Origin of the sequence: Sutcliffiella rhizosphaerae, from assembly GCF_917563925.1 — a bacterium.
Taxonomy (GTDB): Bacteria; Bacillota; Bacilli; order Bacillales; family Bacillaceae_I; genus Sutcliffiella_A; species Sutcliffiella_A rhizosphaerae.
In genome coordinates this window covers 1-16,561 of sequence record NZ_CAKJTJ010000001.1, presented here as the reverse complement: position 1 = coordinate 16,561, position 16,561 = coordinate 1, and the positions used below count along the sequence as shown (strand labels likewise).

Here is a 16,561-nt window from a genome sequence, read left to right as displayed (position 1 = left end):
CCACTATTTAATCTAGTATGACCATGTTAGGGAAAATTATAATAAGCGAATGAGAACAAGGGGAGAGACTGCCTTTTATATACGGGCAGCGCCGAAGGAGCAAGCAGTATCCATGTGAATCTCTCAGGCAAAAAGACTCTTGTTGGACGCGGCTCTGGAGAGAGTTCATGCACAGCTTGTGGCGTGAACCACCAAAGGGGAAAGCCTTGATACATAAGGTAAACTTTCAGGTGCAAAGGACAGGGACTCTTTAGTTATAAGGAGTTTCTCTGTCCTTTTTTTGAGCCCAAAACGAATGATAAAGGGGAGATAAGTAATGACGGAATTGAAAAAAACACCCTTGTATGATGTTTACAAGGAGAACGGTGCCAAAACAATAGATTTTGGTGGATGGGATCTGCCAGTGCAATTTTCAAGTATTAAAGAAGAGCATGAGGCAGTGCGAACGAAAGCCGGATTATTTGATGTCTCCCATATGGGTGAAGTGGAAGTAAAGGGAAAAGAAAGCCTAGAGTATTTACAAAAAATGATGACAAATGATGTCTCCAAGCTAAAGGATGGTGGTGCACAATATACCGCCATGTGTTATCAAGACGGTGGAACAGTGGATGATTTACTTGTCTATAAAAAAGCGGACAATGATTACTTGCTTGTTGTTAATGCATCTAATATTGAAAAAGACTACGACTGGTTAAAGAGTAACGCGACAGAAGAGGTAGAAGTAACAAATATATCCCAGGGCATTGCCCAGCTTGCTATACAGGGTCCTTTAGCTCAACAAATTTTACAAAAGCTAACTGAAACTGACTTATCAGAAATTAAATTTTTTAAATTTAAAGAAAATGTCGTGATTGACGGGGTGTCCGCACTCGTATCTAGAACAGGCTATACAGGGGAAGATGGATTTGAAATCTATTGTCAAAAGGAAGATGCTGTATCGCTTTGGAACTCTCTTTTAACAAACGGTAAAGAAGATGGATTGGTTCCATGTGGGCTTGGTGCTCGTGATACCTTGCGTTTTGAAGCGAAGCTTGCCCTTTATGGTCAAGAGCTTTCTAAAGATATTACTCCAATTGAAGCGGGTATCGGATTTGCAGTTAAGACAAATAAAGAAGAGAACTTTTTTGGGAAAGACGTTTTAAGGGAACAAAAAGAAAATGGCGCACCACGTAGTATAGTTGGAATTGAAATGATTGATAAGGGAATTCCACGTCATGGTTATGAAGTGTATGTCGGGGATGAACTAGTAGGGGAAGTAACGACAGGAACGCAATCTCCAACCTTAAAGAAAAACGTAGGTCTTGTCCTTTTGAAAAAAGAATTTACAAATCTTGAAACAGAAGTGGAAGTACAAGTTCGAAAGAAACGTTTAAAAGCAAAGGTTGTTCAAACACCTTTCTATCAACGCCCAAAAAACTAACAGGAGGGAACTCACATGAAACATCGTTACTTACCTATGACGGATCAAGATATTCAAGAAATGCTACAAGTTATTGGAGTAGAGAAAATAGATGAATTATTTTCTGATATTCCAGAAAGCGTTCGTTTTGATGGCGAATTAAAGATCAAACGTGCGAAATCTGAATCAGAATTAATGAGAGAATTGAGCGTACTAGCTTCTAAGAATAAAGATTTAAAAAATCACGCATCCTTTTTAGGTGCTGGTGTTTATGACCATTACATGCCAGTCATTGTGGATCATGTTATTTCACGATCTGAGTTTTATACAGCTTACACGCCATATCAGCCAGAAATTTCTCAAGGGGAGCTACAAGCAATCTTCGAATTTCAAACTATGATCTGTGAATTGACTGGAATGGATGTTGCCAACTCCTCTATGTATGACGGTGCAACTTCCTTTGCAGAGGCTGCTATGCTTGCATGCGGACATACGAAGAAGAAAAAAGTATTAATTTCTGGCGCTGTACATCCTGAAGCTAGAGCTGTGGTTAACTCATATGCTAATGGGCAATATGTAGAAGTGGTTGAAATCCCTACGAAGAATGGTGTAACCGATGTTGCTGCATTGGAAGAAATGATGACAAATGATGTAGCAGCAGTGATGGTTCAATATCCAAACTTCTTTGGACAAATTGAACCATTAGTAGAAATTGAAAAACTGGCACATACAGATAAAGGTATGTTTATCGTATCCTCTAATCCGTTAGCGCTTGGTGCATTAACACCTCCAGGTAAATTAGGAGCAGATATTGTGACAGGTGATGCCCAACCATTTGGTATCCCAACACAATTTGGTGGACCACACTGCGGTTATTTTGCTGTAACCAATAAATTGATGCGTAAGGTTCCTGGAAGATTAGTTGGACAAACTGTTGATGAAGAAGGACAACGTGGCTTTGTGTTAACCCTTCAAGCGCGTGAACAGCACATCCGCCGTGACAAAGCAACATCCAATATTTGTTCTAACCAAGCCTTAAATGCACTTGCAGCATCTGTTGCTATGACAGCACTAGGTAAAAAAGGTGTAAGAGATATGGCAGTCCAAAACATTCAAAAAGCCCAATATGCGAAAACCGCACTTGAAGAAGCAGGCTTAGAAGTTACATTTAATGGTCCTTTCTTCAATGAATTCGTTGTAAAGCTAACTTCACCGATCAAAGAAGTAAATTGTAAGCTTCTTGAACAGGACATCATAGGCGGATATGACCTTGGAGTTTATTATCCAGAGCTTGAAAACCACATGCTTTTGGCTGTTACGGAATTACGGACAAAAGAAGAAATCGACACACTTGCGAGAGAATTGGGGGCTAATCAGCAATGAATAAGCAAAATCAACCACTCATTTTTGAATTGTCCAGAGAGGGTCGTATAGGTTACAGCTTACCGGAAAACGACGTTCCGGAAGTAGATTTAGCAGAACTTTTCCCAGCAGAATATATCCGCGAGGAAGCACCTGAACTACCAGAAGTTTCAGAGCTTGATATAATGCGTCACTACACTGCACTTAGCAATCGTAACCATGGTGTGGACTCTGGTTTCTATCCGCTTGGATCTTGTACGATGAAATACAATCCAAAAATTAATGAAAATGTTGCACGCTTTCCTGGCTTTGCCCATATTCACCCATTACAGGATGAATCTACTGTACAAGGCGCACTTGAATTAATGTACGATTTGCAGGCACACCTTATTGAAATCACTGGTATGGATGAAGTAACATTGCAACCAGCAGCTGGAGCGCATGGCGAGTGGACTGGTCTTATGATGATTCGTGCGTATCATGAAGCAAACAATGATTTTAACCGCACAAAAGTTATCGTTCCTGACTCTGCCCACGGGACAAACCCTGCTTCAGCAACTGTTGCTGGACTTGAAACGATTACAGTTAAGTCCGATGAAAACGGCTTAGTAGATTTAGAAGACCTACGTAGAGTTGTAGGAGAAGATACTGCGGCTTTAATGCTCACAAATCCTAATACACTAGGGCTTTTTGAAGAGAACATTTTAGAAATGGCGAAGATTATACATGAAGCTGGCGGAAAGCTTTACTATGATGGAGCTAACTTAAATGCGGTTTTAAGCAAAGCACGTCCTGGAGACATGGGCTTTGATGTTGTTCACTTAAATTTACACAAAACATTTACTGGTCCTCACGGTGGTGGTGGTCCTGGTTCAGGTCCAGTGGGAGTAAAAGCAGACCTTATTCCTTACTTACCAAAACCACTAGTTGTGAAAAAAGATGACGGCACATATGGCTTTGACTATGATCGTCCAGATTCTATCGGCCGTGTAAAGCCATTTTACGGGAACTTTGGCATCAACGTACGTGCCTACACATATATTCGTACAATGGGGCCAGACGGATTAAAGGCCGTAACAGAATATGCCGTGTTGAACGCAAACTATATGATGCGCCGTCTAGCAGAGCATTACGACTTACCGTTTGACAGACACTGCAAGCATGAATTTGTACTTTCTGGAAAGCGCCAGAAAAAGCTAGGAGTGCGTACGTTGGATATTGCCAAACGTCTGCTTGATTTCGGTTACCATCCACCAACTATCTACTTCCCATTAAATGTGGAAGAGTGTATCATGATCGAACCAACGGAAACAGAATCAAAAGAAACATTGGATGCTTTCATTGAGGCAATGATTCAAATTGCCCGTGAAGCTGAAGAAAATCCAGAAGTTGTACAAGAAGCACCTCACACAACGGTGATTAAGCGTCTGGATGAAACACTGGCTGCTCGTAAGCCAGTTTTGCGTTATCAGAAAGAAGCATAATGAGGTAGTTATAGAGGACAGGGAGACCTGTTCTCTTTTTATGAACGTTTTTGGAAGAATAAAATTATCTAGTCACAACTAATATCTTGTATGATAATAGTATAAGAATAAGGAGGGATTACACATATGTACTACGAGGAGACCTACAATATAAGAATGGAATTGCTCGAACTAATTGCTAACATCCCAGAAGAAAAGCTACACAAAAAAAAGCCAGATAACAAATGGACAATCGGACAGAATGTAGAGCACCTTTATCTTGCCGAAAGTAAAATTGTTGCCGGGCTGCAAAATGCAGTTCACAAGCAAAAAAAAGTAGAAGAAATAGAATTGAATCTTGCGAAAATCCTTGCTAACCGTACTAATAAAATGGAAGCTCCTGATGAACTTGTACCAACTGAAGAAGCATTTTCCAAAGAAAAGCTAATAAAAATGTTAAATAATTCAAGAGATATGCTTAATGCCTTTATCATTGAAGTGGACGATAACGCCTTACATAATTTCGGTTTCAAACACCGTTGGATTGGTTACCTTTCTATACAACAATGGGTTAAATTAATTGGTTTTCACGAGCAGAGACATATGGAACAAATTCGAGAAGTTCTTGCTATCAAATAAAATGAATAAAGAGCACTCCCACGCAGGTAAGTGCTCTTCATAAACGATCAGTTTTTAGATCTAATTTTACCGCCCCAACGCTTAAAGCCGCCTTTTAGCTGGTAAAGCTGTGTATAACCTTTGCGTTTTAACATTTGAGCTGCGCGGCCACTGCGCAATGTATTTTGGCAGTATAGGTAAATTGGTTGGTCGTGTCGCACTTCTTTCATTCTCATTTTTAACTGAGAAATAGGAATATTTCTTGCCCCTAAAATATGGCCACCTTCGTATTCCTTTTGTTCGCGAACATCAATTAATTGAGCCTTGCGATAGCCAGCACGAAAATCTTCCTCAGATAATGAAGTAAGAATTTTTCGTTGATAGATAAACATAATGACGGAGTAGGCAATAAATCCCCCAATAATAGCTAATGTTACGTATAAACCCAAACTAGACAACCCCTCTTAATCTTTTTCTACTAAATTATATTATATAAAAGCTTGTCTTAAATGTCATCCTTTTCAGTAAGTTCAATTATCGCAATAGGAAAGATATAGCAATTGTATGTCCTATTGATGATTGAAAATATTGGCACTTTGCGTCATTTTAGAATTAGAGGTATTAAAAATACTGTATTATAGAGAGATTATGTTGTTAACGCTTAAATATCCAGGAAATATTGAAAAATTTATGATTGATTTTTCCCAAGCTTTAACTTTGAATTTAAGGGGAAAGTTTGATAGAATCAGTCATCATAAAGATGTAAATGAGGTACATAGTATGACAAAGGAAATTTGGAGATTTATTGATTCGAAAAAACAATCTCCTGCTTTTAACATGGCATTGGATGAAGCGTTGCTTGACTGGCAAAATGAGGGGATGATTCCTCCAACTATCCGCTTTTATGGATGGGATCCTCCTACGTTATCTATCGGTTATTTTCAAAAAGTAGCAAAAGAAATAAACATGGAAAAAGTAAAATCGACGGGACTTGGTTTTGTGAGAAGACCAACTGGTGGCAGGGGAGTGCTTCATGATAAAGAGCTCACCTATAGTGTCATCGTGTCTGAAAATCATCCGGAAATGCCGAATACCGTAACAGAAGCCTATCGTGTCATATCAGAAGGGATATTGGAAGGATTTAAAGCTCTTGGACTTGACGCGTATTTTGCTATTCCTAAAACGGAAGAGGAAAAACAAGGACTTAAAAACCCACGCTCGGCAGTATGCTTTGATGCACCTTCTTGGTATGAGCTTGTAGTAGAGGGTAGAAAAGTTGCAGGAAGTGCTCAGACTCGTCAAAAAGGAGTCATCCTTCAGCACGGCTCTATCTTACTTGATATTGATGAAGACTTATTGTTCAGCCTTTTTAACTATCCAAGTGAAAGAGTAAAGGAAAGAATGCAAAATAACTTTAAAAATAAAGCGGTAGCGATTAACGCATTAAGAGAGACTCCAGTTACTATTGATGAAGCAAAACAGGCATTTTACAATGGTTTTGAAAAGGCACTTAATATAAAGCTTGAACCACATGAACTAACAGTAGAAGAACTGGCAAAAGTTCATGCAATAATGCAAAAAAAATATTCCACTGACGAGTGGAATTATAAGAGATAACGGGAAGTAGTATTCTCGTTATCTTTTTGTTTTTTACTATATCTAGTTGAGAGAAAATTAAGATAAACAAGATATGTAAAAATAAACCCGGAAAAATATATATTTTTTTTTCGGAAAAAGGGAGGAATTTCTTCAAACGTTGATTTCATCACTTCGCTATAATTTGCAATTTTACGCAACTGACAAAATCCGTTGTTTAAAAGGAAAAAAAGAACTAGAACGTTAATTTTCTTTATTTTTCTCACTATATTAAGGATTTTGCAATTTGACAAATTTAGATTTTATTCACCAAAAATCAATATATAGTAGTATTTAAAATATTTTAAGTACTATATGTTGATATCGAATGCATTTCTGTGATAACGTATGAGTACAAACAAATTTTACTTAAGTAAATTTTGATAGAAATAATAGTTTTAGAGGAGTTGTAAGCATGACGATTGCATTGAATGAATACAAACAAAAAATCGATGTAGAACGCCTAAACAAGGATATTAGCTTGTTCCCACAAGTATTCCCCGTTACAGAAAACATGACCACAACCCATAAAGGTGTTTCCCGTCTTGTTATGTTAGATCGCTACGCATTCAAAGATACAGAAAAAGTTACCTTGACAGCAGGCGACTTTGTTGTGTTAACAATCAAAGAAGATCCAAAATTCCCTGCAAGAGGTCTTGGTTACATACAAGATATTGACATGACTACCAAAAAGGCTTCTGTCCTAATTGAAGAAGAATATCGAGGAGTGCTGACAAAAGAGGGAGAAGTAGAAACCGGTGTCGTCGTCAGATCTTTAGATGTTATTGAAAAACCTTTGGAGATTTTCTACGAACAAATTGCAAAACGAAATGCAAGGGGCCTTGCAGAGGTTGAAGAAACAGAAGAAAAACGTCAAGAATGGTTTGAGAAGTTCTACCATGAGCTTGTCAATATGAACTTCGTACCGGCTGGAAGAGTATTGTACGGAGCTGGTGCAGATACAGATGTGACATATTTTAACTGCTATGTCATGCCATTTGTACAAGATTCAAGGGAAGGTATTTCTGAGCATCGTAAGCAGGTAATGGAAATTATGAGCCGCGGCGGGGGTGTCGGAACAAATGGATCGACACTTCGCCCCCGTAACGCACTGGCTCGTGGTGTGAACGGCAAATCCTCAGGGAGTGTATCTTGGCTTGACGATATTGCAAAGCTAACACATCTTGTGGAACAAGGTGGTTCAAGACGTGGAGCACAAATGATTATGCTGGCAGACTGGCACCCAGATATAGTAGAATTCATCATTTCAAAGATGCAAAATCCGAGAATTCTTCGCTATCTAATAGAAAACACGAATGATGAAAGCATTAAAAAAGCTGCAGAAGATAAATTGAAATTCACCCCACTTACTGATCAGGAAGTGACCATGTATCAATCTATTACGAATTTCAAGCATATCCCTGGCTATGGTGGATTTACAGAACAGAACATAAAAGATGCAGAACAAAAATTAAAAGTTGGCGGTACTTATACCGTTCATAATTCTGAGTTCCTAACAGGTGCAAATATTTCTATCACACTAACAAATGAATTTATGGAAGCTGTGGAAAAAGATGAAGAGTTTGAGCTTCGTTTTCCTGATGTGGAATCATATAATAAAGAGGAAATGAACGTTTATAATGAAAGCTGGGCTGAAATCGGAGACGTTCGCGAATGGGAAAAGCTTGGTAAAAAAGTACGTGTGTACAGAAAAATAAAAGCAAAAGAGCTTTGGAACCTTGTTAATATTTGTGCCACATACTCAGCAGAACCTGGAATTTTCTTTATCGACAATGCTAACGATATGACAAATGCCAAAGCATACGGACAAAAGGTTGTAGCAACCAATCCATGTGGGGAACAACCCCTCGCACCATTTTCAGTCTGTAACTTGGCAGCAGTAAACTTGGCACAATTTGCGAATAAAGAAACTAAGACGGTAGACTTTGATAAATTGAAGAAAACGGTGGAAATCGGTGTGCGCATGCAAGACAATGTTATTGATGCGACTCCATATTTCTTAGAGGAAAATAAAAAGCAAGCACTTGGTGAACGCCGAGTTGGTCTTGGTGTAATGGGACTGCATGACTTACTTATCTACTGTGAAACGGAATACGGAAGCAAAAAAGGTAATGAATTGGTTGAAAAAGTATTTGAAACCATTGCTACTACTGCATACCGTGCTTCTATCGAACTTGCAAAAGATAAGGGAGGTTTTCCATTCTTACAAGGAGCAACAGCAGAAGATACAAACAGGTTGCGTGAAGCTTTTACAAAAACAGGCTTCATGAGCAAAATGCCTGAAGATATTAAAGCTGGAATTCTTCAATCTGGTATTCGTAACTCCCATTTGTTGACCGTTGCGCCAACAGGCTCTACTGGAACAATGGTGGGAGTATCAACTGGACTTGAGCCATACTTCTCCTTCTCTTATTTCCGTAGTGGACGATTAGGGAAGTTCATTGAAGTAAAGGCAGATATTGTCCAGGAATACTTGAATGCCAACCCAGAAGCAAATGGAGAGAACTTACCGCATTGGTTCATTTCTGCCATGGAATTATCACCAGAAGCACATGCTGATGTTCAATGCATTATCCAAAACTGGATTGACAGCTCAATTTCAAAAACGGTTAACGCACCGAAAGGTTATACAGTCGATCAAGTGAAAAAAGTGTATGAACGCCTCTATAATGGTGGTGCAAAAGGTGGAACGGTTTATGTTGACGGAAGCCGTGATTCACAAGTATTAACCTTGAAGGCGGAAGAAAACTCCATGGAAGAAGAAAGTGAACAAATCCAGATGGAAGATGTAGTTAAAAAACCAGTAGTGTTACTGGAAACCATTAATGATCTTCGTTCCACAAATGTTCAATACGGATCGGAAGTCGGAAATACTTGCCCGGTATGTCGTGTTGGAACAGTAAAAGAAATTGGTGGATGCAACACATGTACAGACTGTGGTTCACAACTGAAGTGTGGTTTATAATGACCAATCGAACGAACACAATATCTAGATGATGTTGTGTTCGTTTTTATTGATGAAAAGAGAGGGTGAAAACTATTGAAACGAGTCGATGTCGCGTATGTACTACTTTTTGACGAGATGAAAGAAAAAGTATTAATGGTTAAAAACAAAGGATCAAATGGTTCTTATTTTACTTTACCCGGTGGAGCGGTAGAAGCAGGAGAGACTCTGCAGCAAGCAGCAGTGAGAGAAGTTAGAGAAGAAACCGGTTTGGATGTAAATATTCATGATGTGTTTACCATTCAAGAAGCTTTCTTTGAAGATAGAGGACATCATGTAATATTTTTTCTTTTTACAGGAAGTATTTCCGGCGGTAAAATTAATATTTCCATGCCTGATGAGATAGAAGATGTAACATGGATGAAAGTGGATGAAGCAGAAAGCTACATATATTTAACTAATCAACCAATAAATTTTTCAGAAAAAATATCGACAGTACCTTACCTACTCAGAAAAAAGACTTCTTAAACTAATCAATCACTTGCTTGTCATCCTTTCTAAGTTAAGGTATCATTTTATTGGACGGCTTTAGGACGTGGATTGGAAATGGAGGGATATCATGCCAACCCCAAGTATGGAAGATTACATAGAACAAATTTATAAGCTTATTGAAGATAAAGGGTATGCACGGGTATCAGATATTGCAGAAGCACTAGCAGTTCATCCATCTTCAGTTACGAAAATGGTTCAAAAACTTGATAAGGACCAGTACTTAATTTATGAAAAGTACCGAGGCCTTGTGTTGACGGCTAAAGGGAAAAAAATAGGAAAACGCTTACTATATCGTCACGAACTATTAGAACAATTTTTACGGGTAATCGGTGTAGAGGAAGAAAATATCTATGACGACGTGGAAGGTATTGAGCATCACTTAAGCTGGAATGCCATTGATAGAATTGGTGATTTAGTCCAATACTTTGAAGAAGATAAAATGCGAATAAATGCGCTTCAATCCATACAAAAGCAAAGTGAAGATAACTAAATAAACATGCAGGGGCTGATAGACGACAGTTACGTCATTCTGGACAGCCTCTGTTTTTTTATTTGTCGGAATAATCTAGGCTCCCCCACATTATGATGTAAAAGGAGTATGGTGATTGAGGGGGTCCCTATGAAAATAGATGGCGTTTTTTCGGGTGGGGGAATCAAAGGTTTTGCCTTAATTGGTGCGTTGAAAGCTGTGGAAGCTCGAGGCTTACAGTTTCAAAGGCTTGCAGGAACGAGTGCAGGCTCCATTGTGGCTGCATTTTCAGCTGCTGGATATACGGCAAATGAAATCTATGAAATGATGGCAGAAACAGATATTATGAACTTCTTGGATCAACGAAGGACATTTTTACCTTCCCCGATTACAAAATGGATATTACTTTATTGGCGTCTAGGGCTATATAAGGGGGATGTTCTGGAAAAGTGGTTAGCAGAAAAATTAGCCAAAAAAGGAGTAACCACATTTGGGGATCTTCCTAAAGATTATCTGCGAATTATTGCATCTGACTTAACAGGTGGTAGAATAGCTGTGCTTCCAGATGATCTTCCGCAATATCAAATTGATCCTAAGAATTTTTCAGTGGCCAAAGCAGTTCGAATGAGCTGTAGTATTCCTTACTTTTTTGAACCAATCAAAATAAAAAGCAAAGGTGTCACCTATTTATTCGTTGATGGGGGTGTACTGAGCAATTTTCCTATATGGCTTTTTGATAATGATAGAATACCAAAAGTTCGTCCGGTGCTTGGAATTAAATTAAGCGCCAAGCAAGAGGATCGTCCAGTAAATCAGATAAATAATGCCATTACTATGTTTGGTGCATTATTTGAAACGATGAAAGATGCCCATGATGCGAAACATATTTCCTCCAGGCATGAAAAAGATATTATTTTCATCCCAATGGATCACATTTCTGTCACAGAGTTTGCCTTAACGGAAGAACGAAAAAGAGGACTTGTGGAAATTGGCAAAAAAAGAGCAGAGGCATTTTTGGTGAGGTGGTGTTACTGAACAAAATTCGGTAACTGAATCGTTATTGTGATCTTTAGGTGCAAGGCACTAAAGAAGAAAAAAAACCGCACTTCCGTTAAAAGAAAGCTCGGTTTTTCTTTTTGCCCTTTTTTCCATCAATTACTGTAAGATGAGTTGGTGCCTTTCTTTTTGGTACCGCAGGCTTGGATTTTGCACGATCCTTATTTGTAATTGGGCTGACACTTGAATTGGATGCACTTGAAGAACTTGTTGAACCTGTGGAACCGTATCTCTTTTTAGATTGTTTTACTGCCTTATTATAGCGTGAATCTGTTCCCCCACCCAATCTACCTTGGATAAAATGACGGAAAATGAGATAAAAGACAGTCACACCACCAATTATTAAAAGGATACTCCTAAATAATCCACCTGGATTTTCAAACAAATTCACTATTAAAGCAAAAGCTGCTAATGATATGAGAGTATAAAATATCGGTTTTCGAAAGCTTCCTTTCATCTGTGCCACCTCCCAGGTAACCAGCAAGTTACCATCACTGATTGTTTTATAGTATATTTTCTAGGATAAGGCTTGTTGCTGATTTTTATACTATTTCTTCTGTAATCTTTTTCTCTGAATCTTCTTCTAGCTCTAACAGTTTGTTAAAAGAATGTATGGCAACTTCCACTTGATCGTCTGTTGGCTCCTTCGTTGTAAGTAGTTGAAGCCAAAGTCCAGGATAACCTAATAATTTTAAAACTGGAATATCGCGAACTTTATTGGTTAACTGTAACACTTCAAATGAGATCCCAAGAACAACAGGAATAAGTGCTAAACGATTTAAAATACGCGCCCAGAGTGGATCTGTTGGAACAAGCAAATAAACAAAGAAACCTACAATTACAGTAAATAGGATAAAACTACTCCCACAGCGATAATGCAAACGAGATTCTGCTTGGATATTGCTTACAGTTAACTCCTTCCCGTTTTCAAAAGCATTAATCACTTTATGCTCTGCCCCGTGGTATTGAAAAACCCTCCTGATAATAGGGGTGAAAGAAATAAAATATATATAGGCAAACAAGAGCATCAATTTAAAAATAGTTTCAATGAAAATTTGTGAAAAGTCAGTAGAAAAAATCGGCCTTGTTAATTCTGCTAGAAATACAGGAACAAGTGTGAAGATAAACTTCCCGAAAATAAAAGATAGGATTCCAACAGCTGCAACACTAAGTATCATTTCAAGTTTGGAAGGTTCCTTTTTATTAAATATTTCTTCCTCATCTTGACTAGGATCTACATCATAGCGCTCTGTTGAGAAGTTTAGATGCTTAGAACCATTTCCTGCTGCCTCTACAATCGCTACAATTCCTCGTAAAAAGGGGATTTTTTTTAGTTTCTGTAAGGAGGGATTTGATTTTCTTGGAACATGAAGATATTCAATAGAATCATCTTTTCTACGGATGGCGGTAACATAATGGCGTTTACCTCCAAACATTACACCCTCTACTACCGCTTGTCCTCCATAAACTGGTTTTGAATCATTTGACATAATAGCACCAACCTAACTTTTCTTAGAAGAAAATAATTCTTTTTACTTAGAATTTAATCATTGATAACATGACAAAAATTACAATACACTAACCTATTTACACTTATAGCAAAAATGTGCCTTCATTTAATATTCTACCCGAAAAGCTCAAAAACCTCTACTCTATAACATTTTCTTGTTTCCTCTTTTTCATGAATGTTTCATTCTACTTTTTGGAAGGATAAGGGTAAATTATCATTATAAAAGGGAGAAAAAAGATGAGTGAGAAAAAGAAATTAGAACAAAATGAACGGGAAGAACCAATGAGCTTTATGACCAAGGTAGTAGTAACTGGCTTCATTGGAGGTGTTTTCTGGAGTTTAATTGGCTATTGTGCATATAGTTTCAGCTTTACCGAAATAAGTCCGAATGTTGTACTACAGCCTTGGGCACTCGGAAATTGGAAGGAAGGTTGGCTTGGTCATATTATCAGCGTCATTCTCCTTGGACTATTTGGAATTGGTGCAGCTCTTATTTACTCTATGGCATTAAAAAAATTCAACCAGTTTTGGATAGGAATTATCTATGGAGGAGCTCTTTGGGCACTAGTTTTCTTTCTATTAAACCCAATGTTCCCATCTATTAAAACAGTTAGAGAACTGACTTTGGATACGAATGTGACAAATATCTGTCTCTATATCCTCTTTGGGGTATTTGTTGGATATTCCATATCTTTTGAGCATAATGAGATGCAAAGCCAAAAACAAAGCCTAAAAGAACAAGGGCATTCATCATCAAATGAGTAGTAGGAAATGAGGAAATATGATAGAATGTTCAGTAATTGAACATTTTCATTGTACAGACAAGGTATTAAAAATTACAGATGTGCCAGTCGGAGCATTTGACCTTGGTAATTTGACTGTGTGGGTATATGTGCAAATGACAAAGTCGACAAACGAAAACAATTGTCTGAGAATGTTCAGTAAGTGAACATTCTTTTCTTTTGAAAGGAAGTGTTGAAGCAATGCGCTTACTAATTCTCAATGGACCCAATCTTAACCGGCTTGGGATGAGGGAGCCAGATGTATATGGCAACCAGACATTGAAAGATCTAGAAGAACGGCTGTTAGCTTATGGGAAGATACAGAATGTGGATATGAATTTCTTTCAAAGTAATCATGAAGGTGAGCTGATTGATATACTCCATGATTCAGAAGAGAGCTATGATGGTGTAGTAATGAATCCTGGGGCATTTACACACTATAGTTATGCCATACGTGACGCTATTGCAAGCATTAGCATCCCAGTAATGGAAGTTCATATTTCCAACATACATAAACGAGAAGAGTTTAGACATACCTCTGTTTTAGCGGCTGTAACCGCAGGACAAATTGTCGGACTTGGGTTCCATGGCTATGAGTTAGCAATACAAGCAATAATGAAAAAAGTAGAGGGGGAAACACAATGACAAAAATAACCAAATTGAGAGAGTCATTCCAAACTTCTGGAATTGATGCATTACTCGTTACAAGTGCGACAAATCGCCAATATATTACTGGCTTTACTGGGACTGCAGGAGTTGCTGTCATTTCAGGGGAAAAGGCGGTTTTTATTACTGATTTCCGCTATACTGAGCAAGCAGCAAAGCAATGTGAAGGATTCGATATCGTTCAGCATAAAGGCGGGTTAGTAGAAGAGATCGCCAATGTCGTGAAGGAATTAGGGATTACGAAGCTAGGTTTTGAGCAGGACCATGTATCCTTCTCCACCTATTTAAACTATAAATCCACTATTAAAACAGATCTTGTTCCAGTTTCAGGAGTTATTGAAAAGTTACGCTTGATTAAGAGTGAGCAAGAGATTAAGATATTAAAGGAAGCTACCCAAATTGCAGACGCTGCTTTTGAGCATATTCTTACATATATTAAACCTGGACTAACAGAATTAGATGTTTCTAATGAGTTGGAATTTTTCATGCGCAAACAAGGTGCAGTATCTTCATCGTTTGATATTATTGTTGCTTCTGGCTACCGTTCAGCACTGCCTCATGGTGTTGCGTCTGATAAGGTAATCGAAAAAGGCGAATTTGTAACGATGGATTTTGGAGCTCATTATAAAGGTTTCAATTCTGACATTACGAGAACCATTGCAGTAGGAGAGCCAAGTGATGAGCTTCGTAACATCTACAATATTGTTTTAGAAGCGCAATTACGTGGAATGAATGGTATTAAAGCCGGAATCACAGGCCGTCAAGCGGATGCACTTACCCGTGACTATATAACAGAAAAAGGCTATGGGGAGTATTTCGGTCATTCCACTGGCCATGGCCTTGGAATGGAAGTACATGAAGGCCCTTCTTTATCAGTGAAATCTGAAACGGTGTTAGAGCCAGGAATGGTTGTAACTGTAGAACCAGGAATTTATGTAGCTGGATTAGGTGGAGTGCGTATCGAGGACGATACAATCGTTACAGAAACAGGTAACGAAACACTTTCCTTCTCTACAAAAGAACTTATTATTTTGTAAAAGGCATCTCTTTTTTCGTGTACTAGAGTTTTCAACTCAAGGTTACAATACGAATAAGTTATCCCTAATTACATGGCTTTAGGAGGAACAATTTAATGATTTCAGTAAACGATTTTCGTACAGGATTAACAATTGAAGTGGACAATGGTATTTGGCGTGTTCTTGATTTCCAACACGTAAAACCTGGAAAAGGTGCAGCGTTCGTTCGTTCAAAACTTCGTAACCTTCGTAACGGTGCAATCCAAGAAAAAACATTCCGTGCTGGTGAAAAAGTGGCAAAAGCACAAATCGATAACCGAAAAATGCAATACCTATACGCAAATGGCGATATGCATGTATTCATGGATACTGAATCCTTCGACCAGTTGGAACTTCCTTCTGCTCAAATTGAATATGAGCTGAAATTCTTGAAAGAAAACATGGAAATATCCATCATGATGTACCAAAGTGAAACTCTTGGAGTAGAGCTTCCAAATACAGTAGAATTGAAAGTGGCAGAAACAGAGCCAGGAATTAAAGGTGATACTGCTTCTGGTGGTTCCAAGCCTGCAGTTATGGAAACAGGTGTGACTGTAAACGTACCATTCTTTATTAATGAAGGCGATGTTTTAATTATTAATACGACGGACTCTTCTTACGTTTCTAGAGCGTAATTTCAAAAATGCCCCCAAGAAGTGATGGGGGCATTTCAGACTGTTGACAAACCCATTTTTTTAGTCTTTGCATTGAACTGTTGATCTTCGTTACAGACGCTTCGCTTTCCGCGGGCGGTCCGGGAACCTCCTCGGACTGCGTCCTGTGGGGCTTCCCATGTCCCTTCCTCCCGCAGGAGTCTTCGTGTCTTTCACTACGATCAACATGGGAATTGCATTAACTTTAAGAAAAAGTACCTTTGTCTTGACACTAAAATGCCCCCAAGAAGTGAATAGGCCACTGAAAAAGTTACGTTTTTTATTTCAGTAATCTAAAATGAATGCCCAAAGGCAATTTTCCGTCTGCTTTTTAAGCGGAAAATTGCCTTTTTCCTTTTCTTTTTTATTCTTTTTC

17 protein-coding genes and 2 riboswitches are annotated in these 16,561 nt (G+C 38.3%); of the genes, 14 read left to right on the top strand and 3 right to left on the bottom strand.

Translation table 11 applies throughout. The annotated features are described in order from the left end of the window. The first annotated feature begins 49 nt into the window (after positions 1-49). Positions 50-149, top strand: a riboswitch (glycine riboswitch). Positions 150-152: 3 nt separating this feature from the next. Next, a riboswitch (glycine riboswitch) is annotated at positions 153-245 on the top strand. 71 nt (positions 246-316) lie between these two features. The 4 genes from gcvT to LRP81_RS00070 all read left to right on the top strand — a co-directional run bounded on the left by gcvT (position 317) and on the right by LRP81_RS00070 (position 4,863). Further along, positions 317-1,420, top strand: coding sequence for a glycine cleavage system aminomethyltransferase GcvT (gene gcvT, locus LRP81_RS00085; protein ID WP_230499203.1), 1,104 nt, complete (start codon positions 317-319; stop codon positions 1,418-1,420). A gap of 15 nt (positions 1,421-1,435) precedes the next feature. Further along, on the top strand, positions 1,436-2,782 hold the full coding sequence (gene gcvPA / locus LRP81_RS00080) for an aminomethyl-transferring glycine dehydrogenase subunit GcvPA (RefSeq protein ID WP_230499202.1): 1,347 nt from the start codon (positions 1,436-1,438) through the stop codon (positions 2,780-2,782). Then, complete coding sequence (gene gcvPB / locus LRP81_RS00075) at positions 2,779-4,245, top strand: aminomethyl-transferring glycine dehydrogenase subunit GcvPB (protein WP_230499201.1); 1,467 nt, start codon at positions 2,779-2,781, stop codon at positions 4,243-4,245. Before gcvPA ends, gcvPB begins: the two co-directional genes overlap by 4 nt. A gap of 126 nt (positions 4,246-4,371) precedes the next feature. Then, the gene (locus LRP81_RS00070; protein WP_230499200.1) at positions 4,372-4,863 is read left to right on the top strand and encodes a DinB family protein; all 492 of its coding nucleotides are present in this window, start codon (positions 4,372-4,374) and stop codon (positions 4,861-4,863) included. A 47-nt stretch (positions 4,864-4,910) separates the two neighbouring features. Here the strand turns inward: LRP81_RS00070 and LRP81_RS00065 are convergent, their stop codons facing one another. Further along, on the bottom strand, positions 4,911-5,234 hold the full coding sequence (locus tag LRP81_RS00065) for a rhodanese-like domain-containing protein (protein WP_230499553.1): 324 nt from the start codon (positions 5,232-5,234) through the stop codon (positions 4,911-4,913). A 388-nt stretch (positions 5,235-5,622) separates the two neighbouring features. Between LRP81_RS00065 and LRP81_RS00060 the strand changes: the two genes are divergently transcribed. The 5 genes from LRP81_RS00060 (at position 5,623) to LRP81_RS00040 (ending at position 11,498) form a co-directional block, all read left to right on the top strand. Next, positions 5,623-6,459 carry a lipoate--protein ligase family protein gene (locus LRP81_RS00060; protein WP_230499552.1) on the top strand — a complete coding sequence of 279 codons (837 nt, stop codon included), beginning with the start codon at positions 5,623-5,625 and terminating at the stop codon, positions 6,457-6,459. Positions 6,460-6,892: 433 nt separating this feature from the next. After that, positions 6,893-9,463, top strand: a complete 2,571-nt coding sequence (locus tag LRP81_RS00055; RefSeq protein WP_230499199.1) for a vitamin B12-dependent ribonucleotide reductase — start codon at positions 6,893-6,895, stop codon at positions 9,461-9,463. 75 nt (positions 9,464-9,538) lie between these two features. Continuing rightward, the gene (locus LRP81_RS00050; protein WP_230499198.1) at positions 9,539-9,970 is read left to right on the top strand and encodes an NUDIX hydrolase; all 432 of its coding nucleotides are present in this window, start codon (positions 9,539-9,541) and stop codon (positions 9,968-9,970) included. Positions 9,971-10,061: 91 nt separating this feature from the next. Next, positions 10,062-10,484, top strand: a complete 423-nt coding sequence (gene mntR, locus LRP81_RS00045) for a transcriptional regulator MntR (protein WP_230499197.1) — start codon at positions 10,062-10,064, stop codon at positions 10,482-10,484. Between the two features lie 129 nt (positions 10,485-10,613). Next, positions 10,614-11,498, top strand: a complete 885-nt coding sequence (locus LRP81_RS00040; protein ID WP_230499196.1) for a patatin-like phospholipase family protein — start codon at positions 10,614-10,616, stop codon at positions 11,496-11,498. Positions 11,499-11,574: 76 nt separating this feature from the next. Here LRP81_RS00040 and LRP81_RS00035 read toward each other — a convergent pair whose 3' ends face one another. Both LRP81_RS00035 and LRP81_RS00030 read right to left on the bottom strand, forming a co-directional pair. Then, positions 11,575-11,976, bottom strand: a complete 402-nt coding sequence (locus tag LRP81_RS00035) for an SA1362 family protein (protein ID WP_230499195.1) — start codon at positions 11,974-11,976, stop codon at positions 11,575-11,577. An 85-nt stretch (positions 11,977-12,061) separates the two neighbouring features. Continuing rightward, positions 12,062-13,009: a DUF1385 domain-containing protein gene (locus LRP81_RS00030; RefSeq protein ID WP_230499194.1), complete on the bottom strand. Its 948-nt coding sequence runs from the start codon at positions 13,007-13,009 to the stop codon at positions 12,062-12,064. A gap of 257 nt (positions 13,010-13,266) precedes the next feature. Between LRP81_RS00030 and LRP81_RS00025 the strand changes: the two genes are divergently transcribed. The 5 genes from LRP81_RS00025 to efp all read left to right on the top strand — a co-directional run bounded on the left by LRP81_RS00025 (position 13,267) and on the right by efp (position 16,167). Further along, entirely contained in the window at positions 13,267-13,794 is a 528-nt protein-coding gene (locus tag LRP81_RS00025; RefSeq protein WP_230499193.1) for a YqhR family membrane protein, read from the top strand. Between the two features lie 16 nt (positions 13,795-13,810). Continuing rightward, positions 13,811-13,978, top strand: a complete 168-nt coding sequence (locus LRP81_RS00020) for a hypothetical protein (protein WP_230499192.1) — start codon at positions 13,811-13,813, stop codon at positions 13,976-13,978. A gap of 34 nt (positions 13,979-14,012) precedes the next feature. Then, positions 14,013-14,456 (top strand): type II 3-dehydroquinate dehydratase, encoded by a 444-nt coding sequence (gene aroQ, locus LRP81_RS00015; protein ID WP_230499191.1) that lies wholly within the window; start codon positions 14,013-14,015, stop codon positions 14,454-14,456. Then, positions 14,453-15,514, top strand: coding sequence for a M24 family metallopeptidase (locus LRP81_RS00010; protein WP_230499190.1), 1,062 nt, complete (start codon positions 14,453-14,455; stop codon positions 15,512-15,514). The genes aroQ and LRP81_RS00010 overlap by 4 nt, the downstream gene beginning before the upstream one ends. A gap of 95 nt (positions 15,515-15,609) precedes the next feature. After that, a complete protein-coding gene (gene efp, locus LRP81_RS00005; protein ID WP_230499189.1) occupies positions 15,610-16,167 on the top strand; it encodes an elongation factor P in 558 nt (185 codons plus the stop codon). Positions 16,168-16,561: the final 394 nt, after the last annotated feature.